Raw genomic sequence first — 16,909 nt, 5'->3', positions numbered from 1 at the left:
GAGTTTTCGAATGGCGCGGATCAGGCCTCTGATTTCGCGCCATTTTTTGCTATGATCGAAACCACACTCTTTCGATCAGGAGCGCGTCATGCGATTCATAAAACGTATTTTCATCACTCTGCTTGTTCTTATTCTGGTTCTGGTTGGTGTGTCTTACCTTTTGCCGGGCAAGGCCGAACTGTCCCGCAGCATCACGATCAACGCACCCGCCAGCGCGATCTTTCCTTACGTGAATTCGATGCAGGAAACTGAACATTGGTCGCCCTGGCTCTCGCGTGATCCTGAAACGCAACTGTCCTACAGCGGACCTGAGGCGGGCGTTGGCAACACCCTGAACTGGACATCTGAACACCCACAGGTGGGCACGGGATCACAGGAAATCGTCGAAAGCGTTCCGGATCAAACCGTCAAAACGGCGCTTGATTTCGGCCCGATGGGGTCCGCATCGGCCTCCTTCGATCTGACGCCCGAGGGTGATCAGACTCAGGTGACCTGGGGATTCGAATCCGATCTCGGCATGAACCCGATGTCGCGCTGGATGGGCCTGATGATGGATAAGTGGGTCGGCGGAGATTACGAGCGCGGTCTGACAAACCTCAAGGCATTGGTTGAGCAGCAGGGGTAAATCAGGCGCTTCGATGCATTTCGCGACGGCTGGGTTTGATCGGTCTGATCACCCCTCGGCTGGGGAAACAGCCCTTTGGTAAAGATGCCACGTGGTGTGGCCCAGAATCGGAAGGGTGAAGATCAGGCCTAGAAATGCAGGTAACATCGACAGCAACATCGTGACCGAGATAAACGCTGCCCAGCTGAGCATGACCACTGGGTTTCCGGTGACAACCCGGATGGATGTGATCATCGCAGAAATGAAGTTCGTCTCTCGGTCCAGCAGCATTGGCATGGCGACGACCGTTACCGAGAACAGGACTGCCGACAAAAATGCGCCCACACAGGTACCAATGGCAAGGAACGTCCAGCCCTGCGGCGTAAAGAAGACGATGTTCAGAAAACGGTCAAAATCAGAAAACGATGCATTTTGCAGCGTGATCGCCAGCCAAAGCCGTATTTGATAGGTCCATACCCAGAAAATGAACAGGGTTACAAAGGCCATCCAGCCCATTTCACGCTTTCGCTGGTTGGCCATGACGGTGAGGATATCAGACCATCCGAAATCCTCGTTGTTTTGCATCCGCCGAGACATCTCATAAAGCCCGGCGGCAGCAAAAGGCGCAACCAACGGAAAGCCAACAGCCGCGGGAATGATCATCCAGATTTTGCCAAGCCAGACCAGGCACCAGACAAACAGAATCCCAAAAATTGCATAGAACAGGCCAAAAAAGCCGCTCATGACTGGGCGTGCCAGAAAATCGGCTAATCCGGCTTTTAGCGATGCGCTGATATCTGCCGCCGTCAATGTGTTCACCTCGGGCATGGCTTGCTGCTGCGGCGTCAGGTTGTCCGGCGGCGAGGACCCATTGGTTTTGGATGTCATGACACACTCCTCCAAAAGGGCGGAATCGTACTTGTCGGGTCGACAACAGGCTTCGCGGCGAAAGTAGCCCCTGCTGCCCATCGAAGTGTGTATCAGTTAAAGGACAAGAGCAAGGTTCCCGGGCGATTCTGGACGCCCTTCGAGGCCGCGAAGATTCCGCTGCGCGCCAAAAATAAACCCCACTGACAGCGCAGCAGGGTTCATACAATCCGCAGTTTCTGGTCGGGGCTTAGCCCTTCTTCAGAACCTCACGGCCCAGAAGTTCCGCAATCTGCACTGCATTCAGCGCTGCACCTTTGCGCAGGTTGTCCGAAACGCACCACAGGTTGATACCATTTTCAACGGTCGAGTCTTGGCGGATACGGCTGATGAACGTGGCAAAATCACCCGCGCATTCGATCGGCGAGACGTAGCCGCCGTCTTCGCGCTTGTCGATCACCATGATGCCCGGAGCCTCGCGCAGGATGTCGCGGGCTTCGTCTTCGTCCAGGAATTCCTCGAACTCGATGTTCACGGCCTCAGAGTGGCCGACGAAAACCGGAACGCGGACGCAGGTGGCTGTAACCTTGATCGACGGATCGACGATCTTTTTGGTCTCAACAACCATCTTCCACTCTTCCTTGGTCGAGCCGTCTTCCATGAAGACGTCGATCTGGGGAATGACGTTGAAGGCGATCTGCTTCTGGAACTTGTTTGGCGGCACGTCCGTAGTGGGGTTGTAGATCGCCTTGGTCTGATCCCACAGCTCGTCCATGCCTTCTTTCCCGGCACCAGACACCGACTGATAGGTTGACACGACAACCCGCTTGATGCGCGCGCGGTCGTGCAGCGGCTTCAGCGCGACAACCATCTGCGCGGTCGAGCAGTTGGGGTTGGCGATGATGTTCTTGTTTTTGTAGTCGTGGATTGCCTGCGGGTTACATTCCGGCACGATCAGCGGAATGTCCGGGTCATAGCGGTATAGCGACGAGTTATCGATCACCACGCAGCCGGCTTTGGCCGCTTTGGGGGCGTAAACCTTGGTCGCCTCGGAACCTACGGCAAACAGCGCCATGTCCCAGCCGGTGAAATCGAATGTGTCCAGATCCTTGGTAGTGAGTGTCGTGTCGCCAAAGCTTACTTCGGTGCCCAGCGATCGACGGCTTGCCAGAACAGCAAGTTCATCGACGGGGAACTGGCGTTCAGCCAGAATGTTCAGCATTTCGCGGCCCACGTTACCCGTGGCGCCGACGACTACGACGCGATAGCCCATTTCATGTCTCCAATGTTAAGGACGCGCGTTCATAGCCGCGTTGCAGCAAATAAAAAAGAGTTTTCGGGGTTTATTTCGCGCAATGACACCGATTTGACGTGGCGCATCGCCTCAGGTGTCGGTCAAAAGACGTTCATATAGCGCCACAAGCGTCTTCGCTTCGCCATTGATGTCGAATTTCTGCTCGACATGGACGCGGGCGACAGCACCAGAACGCGCAAGGGAATCATGGTCAGACAGCATCTCGGCGGCGGCGTTGGCCAGCGCGGGGATATCGCCGGGCTCGACCACGCGGCCCAGCGACGGGTCGGTGACGATCTCGGAGAACGCGCCCACATCCGTGGCAACAACCGGCACGCCGCAGGCCATTGCTTCCAGCGGCGTCAGGCCGAACCCTTCCCACCGTTGCGGGGCAATGAACAGGTCCAGCACCTGATACCATTCGGCGATCTGATCGACGGTCACCTCGGGCATGAACAGAATGCGGTCGGACAGGCCCGCCTTGGCGACCTTGTCCTTCAGTTCGGTTAGAAAGCTGGTGTGCTTTTCCGTGGCGCGGCCCATGACGATGCCATGGACGTTGTCGAAGCGGTCGCACAGGTCGATCATTGCGTCGACAAAGGCGTCGGTACCCTTCTGGTGACGAATGCGGCCATAGCAGCCCAGCAATAGACCATCTGGCAAACCCAGCCGCGCCCGAACTGCGGCTTTGTCTTCGGGCGGTGTAAAATCCTGCAAGTTGATGCCATGCATGATGACTTGTGCATCTCTCTCCAGATACCCGGCGGTTTTGCGAGAAGTTGCGACGACTGCGTCCATTTTGTCGATCAACCATTTGGTGTAGCCGCTATGCGCGCGTTGCGAGGCGCTGGTGAACAGCAGCTTCAACCGCAGCCGCAGGACGTTGCGCAGGATCAGACCCAGCAGCATCTCGGTATTGCGGCGCGCGTGCCAGACGCGCAGTGTTTTGCGCGACAGAAAGGGCAGGCGGCCCAGCGGTATGTGCGGGACGTCATCCGGCAAGCCCGGCCCGGTGGCGGCGATGTCGATCCATTGCACTTGCAACGGCACCAACCGGGCAATCGTTGCGGTCACGCCCGAAAGTCTGCGTTTGAGGTTGGGGGCAATGACGCGCGGGTCTGACACTGGGGTACTCCTGGCAGCTCCAGCGTCAGTCGACACTGTCGCGGCTGAACAGATAAATCACGCAGCCGATGGCCTGCGTGACCGCAAAAAAGCCGAATATCGCTGTGTAGGGCGCGGTTGGGCTGATGTCCACCGTGGCGGCATGGATGCGGCCAGTGACGAATTGCGCCAATCCTACACCGCCAATGCCAAAGAGATTCAGTAGGGTCATGCCGCGCCCAACCAGATGCGGTGGCACAAAGGCCCGGCCATGAGCCATGATGACCGGAAAGCTGGCCCCCAGAAACCCGATCGCTGCCATCAGAACAACCGAAAGCCAAACCGCGCTGTCGACCCAAAGGCACATCAGAACCAGCCCCACTGTGCCCAGCGCGTTGCCGCCAAAGATCACCCATTTTCGCGTGCCCAGTATTCGATCGAGCGGCCCATATGCAAAGGTACCTGCAATCATCGCCGCCCCCATGATCAGGGTCGCTGTCCCGATCTGGGTGGTGCTAAGGCCGAAGATATCGCTGAGGTATGGCCCGGCCCAAAGGCCGCGCGTTGCCGCCGACGGGGCATAGGCCACCAGCATCAGGGGCAAGATCGCCCACAGGGCGGGTTCTTTCAGCAGGTCCAGCACCGACCCCCTGTGTTCGGTCTCGACACGTTTGGGATCATGCACGCTGAACCAGATACCCAACGCGATGGCGGCGGAAAAAACGGCCAGCGTCCCCATCGTGGCGCGCCATCCCATCAGCTCGACCGCCAACGCAGTAGGGTACGATGCGACAAGATTACCGACGGATCCAACGCCCAGCATGACAGCCGCCAAAGTGGCGAAGCGGGCAGGTGGGAATTCACGGGCGAAGATATAGTAAGACGCCATCAAAACCGGTGAGCAGCCGACCCCAATCAGCCCCATGGCGATGGCGATGTGAAAGGGAGTGCTGGATAGGGCAAACATTGCCGCTCCGCCGGCACCACCGACCAGCAGCAAGACCGCCGCCGTCAGGCGCGGTCCAACTCGGTCCAATGCCCAGCCTACGGGCAGCTGCATGGCGGCAAAGATCAGAAACCAAAGACCGGACGCAAAGGCTAGATCCTCGGGCGTGGCCCCGATATCGCGCCCCAGATCAACGCTGAGAACCGCGAGAAAGGCGCGAAAGAACTGGCTGAGCACATAGCCCAGGCACAACACCACCAGACCTGCCTTCATGAAAACCCTCTCCCCCAAACCGGCGAAGAAATGCTTGGCACGTCACGGTGCCACACACAAGCGCGTGTGCTATACTGATTTTGCCGGACAGTGATCACATTCGGGCTATCCTTGTCCTTACCGAATATCCGAGGTGCCAATGAAAGACGCCCAGGCCGCGTTCTATGACAGTCTTCCCCTGTTGCGGGACTTTACCCGTTTGGTGGATCCGGCGCGTTTCTCTGCTGTTCCGGGTGATTGGGCATTGGGTGTGGCTGATATCGTCGACTCCACCGGTGAGATCGCAAAAGGGCGATACAAGACGGTAAATATGGTCGGCGCGGCGGTGATCTCGGCCATGATCAACGCGCTCCACGGCAAGGAGTTCCCTTATGTTTTTGGGGGCGACGGTGCCGGATTCGCCGTGCCCGCAAGTGAGATCGACACCGCCAAAGCGGTTTTGGCGGACCTCAGGCGCTGGGCGGAAGAAGAATTCTCGATCTCGCTGCGCGCGGCGTTGGTTCCGGTTGCCGAAATTCGTAAGGCAGGAAAAGACCTGCGAGTCGCGCGCTATGCGCCGTCTGATGGGGTAGATTATGCCATGTTCTCAGGTGGCGGGTTGGCCTGGGCCGAGGCGCAAATGAAGGCTGGTACTTTTACGGTGCCGCCTGCCAAACCTGGTGCACAGCCTGACCTAACTGGTTTGTCCTGCCGTTGGTCCAACAGCAAGGCACGCAATGGTCAGATCGTTTCGGTCGTGGTTCAGCCCACAGCAAATGCGACCGAGAGTGACTTTGCGGATTTGGCCCGCTCGGTTCTGTCAGCTTCGGAGGAGTTGGAGCGTTCGGGTCATCCAGTACCAGAAGATGGCCCGCCGATTAGCTGGCCGCCGCCGGATGTTGGCCTGGATGCCCGCGTATCACGAGCCGGGAACAACTTGTTGCTGCAGCGGATCAAATTGCTGGGCCAGAACTTTTTGATCGCCCTGTTGTTCACATCGGGCAAACGGTTGGGCAATTTCGAACCCGGCCATTACAAGCGCATGGTCAGCCGCAACGCCGACTACCGTAAATTCGATGATGGGCTAAAAATGACGCTGGATTGTGACGCTGCCACGTTGACGCAAATCCGGATGATGCTTGAACAGGCGCGCGGACAGGGCAAGATCCGCTATGGGCTGCATGCGCAAGACGAGGCGATGATGACCTGTATCGTCCCCTCGGCGACGCGCGACGATCATGTTCACTTTGTGGATGGTGCTTCGGGTGGTTACGCGCAGGCCGCCGCCACCATGTACGCCTGACGCGCTATTTAGCTTTCCATTTTGCCGCCAACGTCCGGGATGCCTGCGCCAGCAACATCACATCAATGCCGACCGCAAGAAACTGTGCGCCCATTTCATAGTAGGCTTGGCTGGCCTCGTCGTTGGTGCCCAAAATGCCGGGCGCTTTGCCGGCGGCCTTGATCCTTGTGATGGCATCCGCAATGACAGCGCGCACTTCGGGTGCTGCGCTGTTTCCCTGATATCCCATATCGGTGGACAGGTCCGCAGGGCCAATGAACACTCCGTCGACGCCTTCGACCTTCAGGATATCATCCAGCGCGGCCATCCCGGCGCGGTTTTCCACCTGAACCAAAAGGCAAATTTGATCGTCTGCAGATTGAATGTACTCGGGGATCGAGCCGTACATTGTCGCCCGGGCCGCACCGGCCCCAACGCCACGCACGCCGGTCGGGGGATAGCGGCAGTCCCGAACCAACTGTCGCGCCTGATCGGCGGTTTCGACCATCGGTACCAGAACGGTTTGCGCGCCGGCATCCAGCACCATCTTGATCAAAGCGGTTTCGCCAACCGGAACCCGCACCACCGGATGCGAGGAGCTGGCAGCCAACGCCATAAGCTGATCACGGATTGATCGGATATCGTTCGGCGCGTGTTCACCATCAATGACCAGCCAGTCGAATCCGGCGGTGCCCATAATTTCGGCAGTGATGGATTCCGCAAAACTCATCCAGCAGCCGATCTGCAGTTCACCCTGTATTAGAGCATGTTTGAAGCTGTTATTCTGGACTGGCATGGCCGGACCTCCTGTTTATGTCAGTGAGCGGGCGATTTCGGTTATGACGTCATAGGCCATTCGTACATCGTCTTCGGTGGTTTCGAACTGACCAGCCTGAAAGCGGATCACCAGGTCGCCGTCCACGCGGGTTTGCGTCAAATAGATGCGGCCGTCGTCATTGATGGCGTTCACCAGGCGCAGGTTCAAATCGTCCAGATATGTTTGGCCCGTCGGTGCATAGCGAAACGTCCACAAAGACCACATGGGCTGGGTGACGATCTGAAAATCCGACTCGCTCGCGAGCCGATCATGCAGCGCTACGGACCAGTTCACGTGATTGCGCAGCCGCGCGCGCAGCCCTTCCAGACCATAGGCCCGTATTACAAACCACAGCTTGAGCGCCCGGAACCGGCGACCCAGAGGCACCGACCATTCCGAGTAGTTGATGATCCCATCCTTGCCGTGAGTTTTGAGGTATTCCGGGCTGATCGCCAGCGTCTGCACCAGATCATCGGGGTCTTTCAGGAAATGCGCGCAGCAATCGAACTGCACACCCAGCCATTTATGCGGGTTGAACACGATGCTGTCGGCCTGATCCACGCCGGGCCAGTAGTGTCGGTATTCAGGGCAGATCATTGCCGATCCGGCCCATGCAGCATCCACATGGGAATAAAGCCCATATTTCTGTGCGATTTTAAGGCATTCATCCACAGGATCGGTGGCCCCCGTTCCCGTGCCACCAACGCAAAGGATGACGCCTGCCGGATGCAAACCAGAGTCTAAATCAGTCTGAATGGCGGCCTCCAGAGCTGCGGGATCCATCCCGCGCCAATCGCCCTTGATTGGGATACGCATCAAATTGCCCTGCCCGATTCCTGCAACCCAAATTGCGCGATCGACCGAGGTGTGAACTTCGGCCGAGCAATAGACGCGCAGGGGCTTTTGCCCGAACAGACCTTGCTGATTGCCCTGCCATTGCAATGCCTTCTCCCGCATCGTTAGCACGGCAGCCAATGTCGCTGACGAGGCGGAGTCCTGAATAACGCCAGCGAAACCCTTGGGCAGATCCAGCGCGTGGCGCAACCAGTCCATCATCCGCGTTTCCATCTCGGTCGCAGCTGGTGACGTTTGCCACAACATACATTGCGGTGCGATGGCGCTGGCCAGAAATTCAGCCAGGACCGATGGGGCTGAGGCGTTCGAGTTGAAATAGGCAAAGAATCTTGGATGCTGCCAATGGGTGATCCCCGGCATCACGATCTGTTCGAAATCCTGAAACACGTCCTCCAGTGGCTGTGCGTGTTCGGGTGGCAGCGCGGGCAGGGCATTGAGGATATCCCCTGGCTCAGTCCGGGCGCGGACGGGTTTGTCACCTACAGTCAGGTGGTAATCCTGCGTCCACTCGGCAATTCGTTTGCCCCAATCCGAAAACTCATCCCACTTCATCTTAACCCTCAGATTTCTGCCAACCCCGGGATCGGACCGGGACTTAGTTTCTTTGTACGTCCAGTGATCGTCATTATGAAGAAAACGTCAATATTAATTGCTTTGTTTACTAATTTTGAAATGCGTCGCGATGCAGCACTGTGCCTAAAAGGGTTGTATATTACACGGTCAAGCTTCTGATATCATGGGTAAAACGCTTGACCAGTTGCAGTTTGATCCAATTTGGGCAAAAATTCCACTATGACCAGCGACTTGCCTAATACGTCCCGCTCATTGCCGATTGCACTGTTGCGGGCGCGCGAAAGGGTCATGGGGCCCATTCGGAACATGCTGGCTGATGCGGGTGTTACGGAACAGCAATGGCGCGTTTTGCGTGTTCTGAAAGAAGAAGGCCCTCAAGAGCCAACGCATATCGCGGATCGATCGTGCCTTTTGCTGCCCAGTCTGACGCGCATTTTGCAAAAACTGGAAGCCAAGGATTTGATCCGGCGCCGGGTCCATCCCGAGGATAAGCGACGTCAGATCATCGATATCACGGTCAAGGGCGAAAAGATCATCCAAGACAACATGCAGGTGACACTACGTCTGGCTGAGGAGATCAAGACCCAGCTAGGCTCGGATCGGCACGAAGCGCTGCTGGACCTGCTGAACGATCTGCATGATTTGAAGACCTGATCGCACGTCGCGCATGCGAAGGCTTTTGCCCCCGCCAGAGAAGTATGGGTATCCTCCGGCGGGGTGGCCAGACTTTGACTGGACTGCGTGTCTGGCCCGTGGCCGGATGGATTTATCCGGCTCACACCTCAGAGAAACAGCCACCTGAAAATAAGCGGACATCCGGACGCAAAGACCGTGTGGGGGTACAGGTCTATGGCCGTCGCTCTCTGATTCAGTTGCACCCGCCTACAGGCAAATCACCTGATCAGCGACGGGTGGATTTCGGATATCGCCAGGGAATGAGTGTCAAAACGATGGTGGCGTGATCCATGATACAACCAAAGGTAGCGCGTACCCAAGGCTTTCCAAGGCGAAACTTTGAATTGTGAACGGCCAGCCATGGGGCTAGTTCGCATGATGGTGATGCCCGGCGCGATCCAGCAAGACTTGTTCAACTGGTCCTGCCAACTTAGAAACAAGCTGCAAGTTGCAGTTAGGGGGCTTTAATGCCGGACAATCTGTTTTCCTTACCCGACCCGATTTCGATCCCGGTTGAGGGTGAATTGTCGACATATCCCGTGGGACGCATTTTCTGTGTTGGCCGCAATTATGCGGCCCATGCGGCCGAAATGGGAAATGAGGTCGATCGTGAGGCGCCGTTCTACTTTACAAAATCTGCCCCAAACGCGGTTCTGTCGGGTGCAACGGTGCCTTATCCGCCGGGAACTGCGAATTTTCACCACGAGATGGAGCTGGCGGTCGCGATCGGCAGACCCGTTTTTCGTGCGACGCGGGCCGAGGCGCTGGACGCAGTCTATAGCTACGGTTGTGCGTTGGACATGACGCGTCGTGACCTGCAAATCCGCGAACGGAATAAACAGCGTCCATGGGATCTGGGCAAGGATCTGGAAAACGGCACCGTGCTAGCCCCGTTGACCCGCGCGGCAGATTGGTCCCCGGACGACAATAAACGCATTTATCTTAGCGTGAACGGGGAAACGCGGCAGGACGCGACGCTGGAAGAGCTGATCTGGAAGATAGATGAGGTCATCTCCCATTTGTCTGGATACTATCACCTGCGACCCGGTGATCTGATCCTGACTGGCACACCGGCCGGCGTTGGCCCGGTTTTGGCGGGCGATGTCCTGGAAGGCGGGATTGACGGGTTACAGCCTATCAGCCTGAGTCTGATCTGACAAAAGACCCTATTTAGGGTCTTTCAACCAATCGCAGGCAAATTCTACGTTGTCCAGCCCGGTAAATCGTCGGACCCGTTCGAGCTCTGATTGCAACCTTTTGGTTCTGGCATCGGACCAGCGCACGGATCGTTCCGGCCATAAGGCGCTGATTTGTAACACGCCGCGATCCCGGTTGGCTTTCATGTCAATCCGCCCGATCAATCCGCCGCCCTCAAGCAGCGGGAACACATAGTAACCGTAAGAACGTTTTACGGCGGGTACAAAAACCTCGATGCGATAGTGAAAGCCGAACAACCGTTCGGCCCGGTTGCGGTCGCGCAGCATGGGATCAAATGGGCTAAGGACCCGAATGCGGCCCGAGGGACGGGGTGCAGCCTCTGCATCCTCGGAAACGGTTGGTCGGGCGATCACTTTGCGCAGCTTGCCGTCCGCGCATGTCACCTCGATCTCTTCCAATTTTCCCTGAATTAGACCCTGTTCATACCAGGATTTTGCCTCGCTTGTTGTTACAGTGTCCCAAAATGCGGCCAGTTCGCCAGACGTCGCGAACCCCAGCCGGTCAAGCGCCGCGTTGCACAGCCAATCCACCGTCTCCTCGGCATCACAGGACATATTGCCCGGGCAAAGATGCGTTTCGATCACCCGTTCTGTCAGATCATAGCGCTTTTGAAATCCTTGCCGCCCTATAACCGTCAGTGCGCCCGAGCGCCAAAGAAACTCCAACGCCGTTTTTGACGGATGCCAGTCCCACCAGCCGCCGGATCCCTTTTTCTCGTCCTTGCCAACATCGGACGAAGAGACCGGCCCGTGATCCCGAATATGTTGCAGAACGGTTGCAAATCGCTGCTCGAACCCGTCGCGGCGCCAATTCTTCCATCGGGACTTCAGCAGATCCGCATCGCGCTGAAACCGCAAATGCCAGTGCGGATAAAACGCCATCGGAATGACAGCGGCGTCATGGGTCCAGTGTTCAAACAGCGCCTTGTCACGTTCGTATAGGCGCTTAAGGTTGTTGGCCCGATAGGATGGACGTCGCGAAAACAGGATCATGTCATGCGCGCGTGCAACCGTGTTGATGCTGTCCAATTGCACAAAGCCAAGCCGATGGATAAGGTCCAGCAATTCCGAGCCTTTTGCGCCGCCCGATGGCGGCTCGGCCAATGCATGACGATCCATGAACAGCGCGCGAGCTGTTCGGTTGTCCAGCCGTTGCAGCGCCACTTGTTCAGCGCCGCTTTAGGGTGTCGCCAAAGCTGATCTTGGGGGTCAGGGTCACACGCGTGTCGATCTCGGCGTTGGGATCGGCCAATTGCGCCGCGATGATTTTTGCGGCTGTGCGCCCGATTTCCAACCTGCAGGCGTCCATTGTGGCCAACTTGCGCGGCAGGCCCTGCAGAAGCTCGACATTGTTGAACCCGGCCAGGCCGATCTGTCCCGGCACATCAATACCCTGATCTAGCAGATACAATAGCCCACCTGCACCGATCATGTCGTTGGAGTAGTAGAGGAAATCCAGATCGGGGGACCGCTCCAGCATCGTCTGTGTCATCTCACGCCCTTTGGCCAGAGCTGATCCACCAGAGTAGAATTCGCGATCCTCAATCTCGACGCCGTGTTTTCCCAGAACTTCGGTGAAGCCTTCGAACCGCTTGCGGGCCCTGTGATCCAGCGGCATTTTGGTGCCCATGAACCCGATATGCTCATAGCCAGCCTTCAGGATCGCCTGCGCCATTTCGCGCCCGGCACGACGATGAGAGATCCCAACCATCGCGTCCACCGGCTTGCCGTCTGTGTCCATGATTTCGACCACCGGAATACCGGCTGAATCCAGCATCGCCCGCGCGGCTTCCGTATGTTCCAAACCGGCAATGATGACCCCGGATGGCCGCCACGAGAGCATCTCGTACAGCACTTTCTCTTCTTTTTCCGGCATATAGTCGGTGACGCCCACAACCGGTTGCAACTCAGTGTCTTCCAGAACCTGATTGATGCCCGTCAGAACCTCGGGGAAGACCATGTTCGATAGCGAGGGGATGATCACCGCCACCAAATTCACCCGGCTTGAGGCCAATGCCCCCGCGATTTTGTTGGGCACATACCCCAGCTCTTTCGCGGCGGCCAATACGCGGGTGCGCGTGGCGTCCGAAACATCGCCCCTGTTCCGTAGAACCCGACTGACCGTCATTTCCGACACCCCGGACGCTTCCGAAACATCACGAAGGGTAAGCGGGCGTTTGGTTTCTGTTGTCACTGAGGCACCTGCGATGTTGTTTTGCCTGATGGTAGCGTGAACAGCGCAAGTTTTACAACCGTCGCGCAAAGGCCATGACAAGGTTGAAAAACCGGGCTAAAGAGAGCGTCGCATGGCCCCGTGGCTCAACTGGATAGAGCAGCCCCCTCTTAAGTGCTCACGAAACCTGTCTGAATGATAGGCAGTCATGCCAAAGAGCGACGAACTGGCCGGATAGGTCAGGCGACGCGTGATCACACTTCGCCAGACATCGACAACACAGCACAAAAACGTAATGGAAATTCGATTGCACAACCAATTTCCATTTCTACTTTAGCATCCTGCATATTGAGGATTTAGTGTGGGTTTTTTAACCGAACATCTTCAAAAAGAGGGATTGATAAACGGTATTAATAGGGTAGATGCATTTAACCTCACGTAAACAGCTAAGTCTGTTGTCTTTTTCTTTGAGTTTCACGAAAGTGAGGTTTGGTCGCCTTAATTGGGTCATCATTTTTAGAGAAAACCCGAGCAATCAATATCGTTTAAGTTGAGAATCCATAATGACTGCTACTACATTTGTCGCAAGACCGCCTGCATCCTCCCCCCTAAGTGCAATTCAAGGTACGCGCGCATATGGCGATGGCAACCCCGCGACTGTAACTACCCTTACTTACTATCTCGGAGACTTTTCCGACACGCAGGCTTGGACTTCGGAGTACAAGGCCGAGTTTCGTGCCGCTCTCTCTGCGATAGAAGCTGTGGCAAACGTCAGATTTGTCGAAACTCAGTACTTTGGGTCGGCTGATCTGGTGGAAGCTATCGCACCGAGTTCGTTTTTTGATTCACCGAATGCACTTGGGTTTCATTCTACTCCGTCGACTGGGGCTTCTATTGGCGCCTTCAATACAGATTTCTGGAAGGCCGGTTTTAACAGCAATGGCGACCCGGGTGGATTCTTCTTTACGACATTGCTGCACGAGTTGGGCCACGCGCTTGGGTTAGGTCACCCTCAGGATGATGGTCTGGGCACGACGGTCATGGCCGGTGTCACTGCGCCTTTCAACTCGTTTGGTGTCGGCGGCCTTAATCAGGGTGTCTACACAGTCATGTCATACAATGACGGCTGGACCTCTAAGAATGGAACTCTCTCGGCAAATGCGACTTATGGCGGGTCGACCGGTTTGGGTGCCCTGGACATTGCGGCGCTTCAGGCCATGTACGGTGCGAACACTTCGACCAATTCGGGGAATAACACATATGTCATCCCGTCCGCGAACGTCGCAGGTGTCGGATATCAGGCTATCTGGGACACCGGCGGTAATGACTCGATCTGGTATCAGGGTAGTGCGAACGCAAGAATCGACTTGCGTCCGGCGACACTGGATTACACGGACACCGGTGGCGGTGTAATTTCGTTTGCCGAAGGAGTAAAAGGCGGATTTACCATCGCGCAAGGCGTTGTGATCGAAAACGCCTATGGCGGTGCAGGTAATGATCTGATTTTTGGTAACAATGCTCAGAACATTTTGCGCGGCAACAGCGGCCACGACACGTTCCAGTCACTTTCGGATGGAAGCAATAACTCTATCTTCGGCGGGTACGGTAACGACTTGATTTACGTCGCGGTCAGCACCGGTGCCGATCAGGTATTTGGCGAACAAGGCAATGATGTTGCCGTTATCTCAAGCAATGCTGGATCTTTTTCCGGCGGGACCGGCACAGATATCGCCAGGTTTGTCAGTGCGCTGAGCGGTTATCTGTTCATTACTAATGGTGCGACGTACCAGTTTTTGAATGTCGTCACGCGTATCACGTTTTCGATTTCAAGTGACGTGGAGCTTATCCAATTTCAGAACGGTTTGATTCAGTATGACCGGTCAAGCATCATAAACGGGACACAGCTTTCGGATATAGACGCTACGGGATTGACACTGAAGCACGCAAATCAGGGTGTCTACGTAGTGGATGCGGGCAACTCGAACGTCGGTGTGACTTTGAATGGACAGGCCGTTGGGCAAAACTCGATTGCAGGCTGGCAAGCGGTTCAGACCGAAGTGTATTTAAGTGGTTATAAACTGCTTTGGAAGCACGCAAGCGGAGCATTCAGCGAGTGGTATATCAACAGCGCGGGCCAGTTTGTCGCCAGCGCTGGTATCCAAAACATTGTCGACTTCGAAACATACTACAATGTCGATCTGAATAACGACGGCCGGACCGGTCACTTCTCGACCCTTATTGAAAACACCGCGGGCACTTCGCTCTTTTCGTCCACTCATGAAGTTTATCTTCTGAACGACAATATTGGCTTGACCCTGAATGGCGGCCTTATCGGTGCCGACAGCATTGCCGGTTGGCAAGCGATTCAGGCCGAAGCCATTGAAGGTGGTTTCAAGGTGCTGTGGAAGAATGGGGACGGTGCGTACAGCGAATGGACCGTCAACAGCGCAGGCCAGTTTCAAAGCAGCAACGGGGTCGGAAATGTCATCGACGTCGAGGAGTTCTACAATGTCGATCTGAATAACGACGGCCGGACTGGACACTTCTCAACCCTTATCGAAAATGACGGGGACACGTCTTTCTACTCGTCAACTCATGGCGTTTATCTTCTGAACGACAATTTTGGTCTGACCCTGGAAGATGGGCGGGTGCTGGTCGGCCCCGGCACTTTGGCCGGATGGGATGCGATTCAGGCCGAAGCCATTGTGGATGGTTTCAAGGTGCTGTGGAAGAACGCGGACGGTGCGTACAGCGAATGGACTGTTGGCGCCGATGGCAAGTTTATAGGTAGCAATGGGGTCGGAGATGTCATCGACGTCGAAGAGTTCTACAATGTCGATCTGAATAACGACGGCCGGATTGGACACTTCTCAACCCTTATCGAAAATGACGGGGACACGTCTTTCTACTCGTCAACTCATGGCGTTTACCTTCTAAACGACAATATTGGTCTGACCCTAAACGATGGGCTGGTCGGCCCAGGTACCCTAGCCGGATGGGAGGCGATTCACGCCGAAGAAGCCAGTGATGGTGATTTCAAGGTGCTGTGGAAGAACGCGGACGGTGCGTACAGCGAATGGACCGTTGGCGCCGACGGCAAGTTTAAAGGTAGCAATGGGGTCGGAGATGTCATCGACGTCGAAGAGTTCTATAATGTCGATCTGAATGACGACGGCCGAACGGGACACTTCAATACCACTATTGAAACTAACGGATCGACCACGCTCGCCTCATCAACACGCGGTGTTTATCTGATCGATGACTCAATCGAACTGACGCTGAAAGGAGCCAAAACCGGCCCCAACAGCTTTCCCGGTTGGCAGGCGATTCATGCCGAAGCATTCGAGGATGGCTTTAAAGTGCTGTGGAAGAATGAGGATGGCGCGTTTAGCGAATGGACGGTCAACGGTATCGGAGAATTTGTTAGCAGCGTAGCCGTTGAGGACGTGATCGACGTTGAAAGCTTCTATCAGTACGATCTCAACGGCGATGGCAATAATGGGTATGACGAGCCAAGGCTGAGCCCGTTCTTGCCAACGGCAGGGCTTGCGGTAAGCGCCAAGAAAGTTTCGGACAACGCGATTTTGGAGGAACCTGCTGATCTTCTCAAATTCGCTTCTGATCTCTTGCCGGCGGACGAAATTGAAGATGACTTTTCTTTGTTGTTCTCAGGCCGGTCTGAACGGTCGGGTAACGAAGGTTCTGAGGGGCAAGCTGGGTCTCTTTTGAAGGAATTCGAAGGCATCGAAGACGATGATCTGGTGATTTCAACCTTGTTAGAAGACGACGCCTTTCTTCTTTAAAAGCAATAAAGAAGCCAACGTCAGTCCCGTAGGTTTTGGCGGGGCTGCTTGGCGCAGGGCCGGAACGGCGAAAAGTAAATATGTTGTATCTGTTTGGGATAGCTGACGTTCTGAAGCTGCGTAGGGTATCCTGCTTTAAACCGTCGATGTAGGCAACGCTTAGATCAACTGCACGCCCTGTCTTTCAAAAAGCGAGGGCTCAGGCCCCTTGGAATGCCGTCACTGATCGAATAAGCAAGGCTCTGTGAACCGTTTATTTTGCTTTCTCTAATCGTAGGCTGCAGGAAAGTCGTACCTGTTGTTCTCAAAGGAAGGCCCCGTGGCTCAACTGGATAGAGCAGCCCCCTCCTAAGGGGCAGGTTGCAGGTTCGAATCCTGCCGGGGTCGCCAAAAAAACCTGAAAAATATGGCTTATTTACAGGCCTTTGTGCAGAAGCGTGCAAAAAG

The 16,909-nt window shown here is 55.8% G+C and carries 13 protein-coding genes and 1 tRNA gene; 6 read left to right on the top strand and 8 right to left on the bottom strand.

Annotated features, from left to right (window positions below; all coding sequences use genetic code 11):
* Positions 1–88: 88 nt before the first annotated feature.
* On the top strand, positions 89–625 hold the full coding sequence (locus tag DS906_RS16015; protein ID WP_113791104.1) for an SRPBCC family protein: 537 nt from the start codon (positions 89–91) through the stop codon (positions 623–625).
* Between the two features lie 48 nt (positions 626–673).
* Here DS906_RS16015 and DS906_RS16010 read toward each other — a convergent pair whose 3' ends face one another.
* From DS906_RS16010 to DS906_RS15995, 4 genes are all read right to left on the bottom strand, one after another.
* A complete protein-coding gene (locus DS906_RS16010; RefSeq protein ID WP_113791103.1) occupies positions 674–1,492 on the bottom strand; it encodes a DUF2189 domain-containing protein in 819 nt (272 codons plus the stop codon).
* Positions 1,493–1,721: 229 nt separating this feature from the next.
* Complete coding sequence (locus tag DS906_RS16005; protein ID WP_113791102.1) at positions 1,722–2,744, bottom strand: aspartate-semialdehyde dehydrogenase; 1,023 nt, start codon at positions 2,742–2,744, stop codon at positions 1,722–1,724.
* A 111-nt stretch (positions 2,745–2,855) separates the two neighbouring features.
* Positions 2,856–3,890 (bottom strand): glycosyltransferase family 4 protein, encoded by a 1,035-nt coding sequence (locus tag DS906_RS16000; RefSeq protein ID WP_113791101.1) that lies wholly within the window; start codon positions 3,888–3,890, stop codon positions 2,856–2,858.
* Positions 3,891–3,915: 25 nt separating this feature from the next.
* Positions 3,916–5,088, bottom strand: coding sequence for an MFS transporter (locus tag DS906_RS15995; RefSeq protein WP_113791100.1), 1,173 nt, complete (start codon positions 5,086–5,088; stop codon positions 3,916–3,918).
* Positions 5,089–5,227: 139 nt separating this feature from the next.
* On the opposite strand from DS906_RS15995, the gene DS906_RS15990 reads away from it, so the two are divergent.
* Positions 5,228–6,370: a DUF3095 domain-containing protein gene (locus DS906_RS15990; RefSeq protein WP_113791099.1), complete on the top strand. Its 1,143-nt coding sequence runs from the start codon at positions 5,228–5,230 to the stop codon at positions 6,368–6,370.
* A 4-nt stretch (positions 6,371–6,374) separates the two neighbouring features.
* Here DS906_RS15990 and DS906_RS15985 read toward each other — a convergent pair whose 3' ends face one another.
* Both DS906_RS15985 and DS906_RS15980 read right to left on the bottom strand, forming a co-directional pair.
* Positions 6,375–7,145, bottom strand: a complete 771-nt coding sequence (locus tag DS906_RS15985; RefSeq protein WP_113791098.1) for an HpcH/HpaI aldolase/citrate lyase family protein — start codon at positions 7,143–7,145, stop codon at positions 6,375–6,377.
* Between the two features lie 15 nt (positions 7,146–7,160).
* The gene (locus DS906_RS15980) at positions 7,161–8,573 is read right to left on the bottom strand and encodes a pyridoxal-dependent decarboxylase (RefSeq protein WP_113791097.1); all 1,413 of its coding nucleotides are present in this window, start codon (positions 8,571–8,573) and stop codon (positions 7,161–7,163) included.
* Positions 8,574–8,813: 240 nt separating this feature from the next.
* On the opposite strand from DS906_RS15980, the gene hpaR reads away from it, so the two are divergent.
* Positions 8,814–9,248, top strand: a complete 435-nt coding sequence (gene hpaR, locus DS906_RS15975) for a homoprotocatechuate degradation operon regulator HpaR (RefSeq protein ID WP_113791096.1) — start codon at positions 8,814–8,816, stop codon at positions 9,246–9,248.
* 488 nt (positions 9,249–9,736) lie between these two features.
* Positions 9,737–10,426 (top strand): fumarylacetoacetate hydrolase family protein, encoded by a 690-nt coding sequence (locus tag DS906_RS15965; RefSeq protein WP_113791094.1) that lies wholly within the window; start codon positions 9,737–9,739, stop codon positions 10,424–10,426.
* 9 nt (positions 10,427–10,435) lie between these two features.
* Here DS906_RS15965 and DS906_RS15960 read toward each other — a convergent pair whose 3' ends face one another.
* Both DS906_RS15960 and DS906_RS15955 read right to left on the bottom strand, forming a co-directional pair.
* On the bottom strand, positions 10,436–11,650 hold the full coding sequence (locus DS906_RS15960; protein ID WP_113791093.1) for a winged helix-turn-helix domain-containing protein: 1,215 nt from the start codon (positions 11,648–11,650) through the stop codon (positions 10,436–10,438).
* A gap of 4 nt (positions 11,651–11,654) precedes the next feature.
* The gene (locus DS906_RS15955) at positions 11,655–12,680 is read right to left on the bottom strand and encodes a LacI family DNA-binding transcriptional regulator (protein WP_113791092.1); all 1,026 of its coding nucleotides are present in this window, start codon (positions 12,678–12,680) and stop codon (positions 11,655–11,657) included.
* Between the two features lie 542 nt (positions 12,681–13,222).
* On the opposite strand from DS906_RS15955, the gene DS906_RS15950 reads away from it, so the two are divergent.
* Positions 13,223–16,462, top strand: coding sequence for a M10 family metallopeptidase C-terminal domain-containing protein (locus DS906_RS15950; RefSeq protein WP_113791091.1), 3,240 nt, complete (start codon positions 13,223–13,225; stop codon positions 16,460–16,462).
* Between the two features lie 313 nt (positions 16,463–16,775).
* Positions 16,776–16,852, top strand: a tRNA-Arg gene (locus DS906_RS15945).
* Positions 16,853–16,909: the final 57 nt, after the last annotated feature.

It is taken from the genome of Ruegeria sp. A3M17 (assembly GCF_003318255.1).
Lineage (GTDB): Bacteria > Pseudomonadota > Alphaproteobacteria > Rhodobacterales > Rhodobacteraceae > Ruegeria.
The sequence above is the reverse complement of the archived record's forward strand: the minus strand, read 5'-3'. Positions and strand labels throughout refer to the sequence as shown.

Coding starts and splice junctions, on each gene's coding strand:
- DS906_RS15950 (WP_113791091.1), top strand. CDS start 13,223: ATGACTGCTACTACATTTGTCGCAAGACCGCCTGCATCCTCCCCCCTA.
- DS906_RS15995 (WP_113791100.1), bottom strand. CDS start 5,088: ATGAAGGCAGGTCTGGTGGTGTTGTGCCTGGGCTATGTGCTCAGCCAG.
- DS906_RS16005 (WP_113791102.1), bottom strand. CDS start 2,744: ATGGGCTATCGCGTCGTAGTCGTCGGCGCCACGGGTAACGTGGGCCGC.
- DS906_RS15965 (WP_113791094.1), top strand. CDS start 9,737: ATGCCGGACAATCTGTTTTCCTTACCCGACCCGATTTCGATCCCGGTT.
- DS906_RS16010 (WP_113791103.1), bottom strand. CDS start 1,492: ATGACATCCAAAACCAATGGGTCCTCGCCGCCGGACAACCTGACGCCG.
- DS906_RS16015 (WP_113791104.1), top strand. CDS start 89: ATGCGATTCATAAAACGTATTTTCATCACTCTGCTTGTTCTTATTCTG.
- DS906_RS15990 (WP_113791099.1), top strand. CDS start 5,228: ATGAAAGACGCCCAGGCCGCGTTCTATGACAGTCTTCCCCTGTTGCGG.
- hpaR (WP_113791096.1), top strand. CDS start 8,814: ATGACCAGCGACTTGCCTAATACGTCCCGCTCATTGCCGATTGCACTG.
- DS906_RS15985 (WP_113791098.1), bottom strand. CDS start 7,145: ATGCCAGTCCAGAATAACAGCTTCAAACATGCTCTAATACAGGGTGAA.
- DS906_RS15980 (WP_113791097.1), bottom strand. CDS start 8,573: ATGAAGTGGGATGAGTTTTCGGATTGGGGCAAACGAATTGCCGAGTGG.